The organism is Massilia sp. BSC265 (genome assembly GCF_000740675.1).
GTDB lineage: Bacteria > Pseudomonadota > Gammaproteobacteria > Burkholderiales > Burkholderiaceae_D > Telluria.
Window position 1 is genome coordinate 1 of record NZ_JPXI01000011.1, and the last position, 4,102, is coordinate 4,102.

The 4,102-nt window shown below is 67.6% G+C and carries 1 protein-coding gene and 2 tRNA genes; 2 read left to right on the plus strand and 1 reads right to left on the minus strand.

Annotation, left to right across the window (positions count from 1 at the left end):
• Positions 1-3,498 (minus strand): two-component regulator propeller domain-containing protein (locus MA09_RS02120; protein ID WP_051933094.1); only part of this gene is annotated, 3,498 nt, incomplete at its 3' end.
• A gap of 108 nt (positions 3,499-3,606) precedes the next feature.
• On the opposite strand from MA09_RS02120, the gene MA09_RS02125 reads away from it, so the two are divergent.
• Together MA09_RS02125 and MA09_RS02130 are read left to right on the plus strand one after the other, a co-directional pair.
• Positions 3,607-3,683: transfer RNA gene (locus MA09_RS02125), tRNA-Arg, on the plus strand.
• Between the two features lie 176 nt (positions 3,684-3,859).
• Positions 3,860-3,936, plus strand: a tRNA-Arg gene (locus MA09_RS02130).
• The last annotated feature ends 166 nt before the right edge of the window (positions 3,937-4,102 follow it).

Below are 4,102 nucleotides of genomic sequence, written 5' to 3' on the forward strand. Positions count from 1 at the left end.
CTCCTGGCAGGCCCGGGCCAGGTCGAAGCGGCGCCGCTGGGCGCTGGCCTGGTCCACCGAGACCTGGCGGAAGCTGTTCACCAGTTCCGCCGCATTGTGCAGGCTGCGCATGATCAGGCTGGACGCTTCGCGCGAAGCCGACATGTAGTCGGCCAGGTCGGAGCGGCGCAGGCTGGCGCTGTCGAAGCGCGCCGCGATGTCGCTGGTTCGCTCCTGCAGCGTGCTGGCCATGAGCAGGCTGTTGCCGATCGGCGTATTCAGCTCGTGGGCGACACCCGCCACCAGCGAGCCGAGCGAGGCCAGCTTTTCCTGCGCGGCCAGTTGCGCCTGGGTTTCCTTGAGCTGGCGGTAGGCGCTGGCATTGTCGATCGCCACGCCGACATAGGCCGCCAGCGTCTCGAGCATGTCGAGGTGCACCGGGCCATAGGCCCGGGCGGCAGGACTTTGCACCGTCAACGCACCCAGTACCCGTTCGCCCACCACCACCGGCACCAGCAGCAGCGAGCGCGGCGCGATGCCGGCGCGCCAGGCGCAGGGCAAGGCGAACTCGAACGCCTCCTCTGGCGGCAGCGCCGGCAGGTAGTCCAGCAGATCGTCGGGAAGCTCGCCGGCCTGCACCTCGCGCCCGCGCACGATGGCCCAGGCGGCAAGGTGGCGGTTCGGGTCTTCCGGCAGCTCGAAGGCGGCGCGGCGCTCGCCGTCCACCACCGCGTACGCATACTCGATCGAACCGCGCTCCGGATGGCGCAGCACCACCGCGAACAGGCTGGCGTCCATCAACGCGTGCACGTGCTCGTACAGGGTACGCATGATCGCTTCGAGCTCCAGGTTGGCCGTCAGCGCGCGCCCGATGTCGGAGAGCAGTGCGATATTCCGGTGTGCCTGCTCCACCACTTCTTTCTGCTGCTCGACCTCCTTTTTGCGGCGCTCGGCCGACTCCTTCTGGCGCCGCAACTCGATGGTGCGGGCGCCGACTTCGCGCTCCAGCAGCAGCTTCTGGCCGACCAGCGCGCGGATGCGCAGCCGGTAGGTGGCGGTGCACAGCGACAGCAGGGCCAGCACGGCGAGCGTGCGGAACCACGGGGTCTTCCAGAACGGCGGCTCGATCGTGATTGTCAGGCTGGCCGGCTGCGCGCTCCAGACGCCGTCCTTGTTGCTGGCGCGGACCCGGAATACATAGGTTCCCGGATCGAGGTTGGTGTAGGTCGCGTAGCGGCGGCGGGCGTCGGTGTCGACCCAGGCCTGGTCGAATCCCTCCAATCGGTAGGCGTAGCGGTTGCCGTCCGGGTCGGCATAATGCAGGGCCGCGAATTCCAGGGTAAACACGGTGTCGTGGTGCGACAGCGCGAGCGCGGACTGTTCGTGCAGATTGGGCGTGGCGCGCGAACGGTTCAGCACCAGGAAGTCGGTGATCACGACTTCCGGCGCATAGGGATTGTCGCGGACCGCGTCCGGCACGAAGGACGTCAGGCCGCTGGTGCCACCGAACCAGAACTGGCCGTCGCGGCTGCGCATCGCCGCACCGACGAAATAGGAACCGTCCACCAGGCCGTCCTTGGCGGTGTAGTTCTTGGTCACGCCGGTGGCGGGATCCACGCGCGTGATGCCGGCGGTCGTGCTGGCCCAGACGAAGCCATGCTCGTCCTCGATCATCGCGCCGATCGGCAGGGCCTCGGGCCCCTTGTTGAAGGGGTAGAAGCGGAAGCGTACCCTTTCGCCGTCCATTTCCGTGCCCGCTTCCTTGCCCACTTCCATCCGGTGCAGGCCGCCCGCGGTGCCGACCCACAGCTCGCCGCGCGCCGACTCCATCAGGTAATAGATACGGCCATGGCGCAGGCTGTGCGGGTTGCGGGGATCGTGGCGGTAATGCGTGAAGCGTCCGCTTCCCGGGTCGTAGCGTTCGAGGCCGGTTTCGGTGCCGATCCAGACGATCCCGCGGCGGTCCTCCAATGCCGCGAAGCCGTAGTTCTCGCCCAGGCTCCCCGAGTCGTCGGCGTCGTGGCGCCAGGTGCGGACCGTCTGCTGCCCCGGCGGCAGCGCGGCCAGGCCCCCACGGGTGACGATCCAGAGGGTGCCGCCGCGTCCGGCATGGATGGCCTGGACATGGTTGGCGCCCGGGCTCGCGCCCAACGCGGTCTGGCCGAAGCGCCCGGCTGCGTCACGCCAGTACAGGCCGGTCGGGGTGCCGATCCAGAGCCGCTCGCGGGCATGCGCCAGCGCAGTCACCACCTGGCCCGGCAACTCTCCTTGTCCGTGGCGCTCGACGCGCGCACCCGGCCGGCCCAGTCGCATCAGGCCGTCCCCGGTAGTGCCGATCCATACCCGGCCGTCCGGATCCTCGGCAATGGCGCGCACCTTGGCCCGGCCCAGGCCCTCGTTGCCGCCGTAGCGCGTGAAGCCGCCGCTGGCGAGGTCCGTGCGGCTGACCCCGCCCATGTGCGTACCCGCCCACAGGGTTCCGGTGCGGTCGACCAGCATCGAACTGACCTGGTTGTCCGACAGCGAGTGCTGGTCGGCGGGATCGTTGCGGTAGCTGAGAAAACGTCCGGTGGCCGGGTCGAGCCACTTCAAGCCGTCCATGTCGGTGCCAACCCACAGGGTGTTGCCGCGGTCGTGGTACAGGGCATTGATCCGCGCTTCGCTCATGCCTTCGTCCGTGCCGATACGCCGCCGCCGCGGCTGTGCGAAGGCAGTGCCGTCGCCCAGGCGCCAGGCTTCCAGTCCGGCAGCGGTGCCGACCCACAAGGTATCGCGCGGGCCCATCGACAGGGCCAGCACCGTGTTGCGCTGCTGGTCTTCCGGGTCGAGGTCATGGTGGTCGAAGCGGTCGGCGCCCGGCGCAAGGCGGTCGAGGCCTGCCGCGGTGCCGATCCACAGGTGGCCGCGGCCGTCGAGCGCCAGCGCATTGACGCGGTTGTCGCGCAGGGTGCGCGGGTCGGCCGGATCGTGGCGGTAGCCGCGCAGGCGCCCGCTGGCGGGATCGAGGTATTGCAGGCCGTCGCCGGTGGCGAGCCACAGCCCGCCGCCCGGCGCCGGCTGGATTGCCAGCACCGCGCGGTTGCCGGTATACGAGCTTGCCGTGGCCGGGCTGCCGGGTACGCGCGCGCTTGCCTCGGGCGCCGCATAGCGCACGAACTTGCCGGTGGCGTGGTCGAAACGGGTCAGGCCGCCCTTGGTGCCGAACCACAGGCGCCCCCGTTCGTCCTCGTAGGAGGCAAGCACATAATTATCGGGAATACTGTCGGGGTCGTCCGCGTTGTTGCGGTAAACCGTGACGCGGTAGCCGTCGAAGCGGTTCAGGCCAGCCTGCGTGCCGAACCACATGAAGCCGCGCCGGTCCTGCAGTATCGTCAGCACCGACTGCTGCGCCAGCCCCTGCTCGATCGACAGGCGCTCGAAGCGCAGGCTGCGGGGTGCACCAAGGACACTGCCGGTCCAGAAGCACAGCATGAAGAGAGCGACCAGGGCGAGTCGGAGTCCCGGCTTCCAGGCAAACATAGGTGTTCCATCACGATCCAATCCGGATAATCTACCAGAGCTTGTTTGCCTGCGGAAAAAAATGATGCTTCCGGAAATATGATCGCGCTGCTATAATGCACGCATCGGGCGGCTGTAGCTCAGCTGGATAGAGTACTTGGCTACGAACCAAGGGGTCGTGGGTTCGATTCCTGCCAGCCGCGCCAGAATATGAGGGACCAGATTGAAAGATCTGGTCCCTTTTTTCGTTGCGCCTCCGCTGTTTCCTGCGCGGTCAGCGCCGGCCGCCACCGGAAGACAGGCGGTCCGGAGGAGCAGGATTTGCCGGAATGCCAATGAAGCTTTTCCAATCGGCGAACCCTTGCTATAATGCGCGCATCGGGCGGCTGTAGCTCAGCTGGATAGAGTACTTGGCTACGAACCAAGGGGTCGTGGGTTCGATTCCTGCCAGCCGCGCCAGAATATGAGGGACCAGATTGAAGAATCTGGTCCCTTTTTTCGTTGCGGCGCCTCCCCGTGCATTGTGCCGCCAGGCTCATCTTCGAAGCATGGGTCCAGCGCGTCCCGCATCCGATGGCCGGATGCCAAGGGTGCGCACGTGTTGTGCTCGGCTGCACCACGCTTA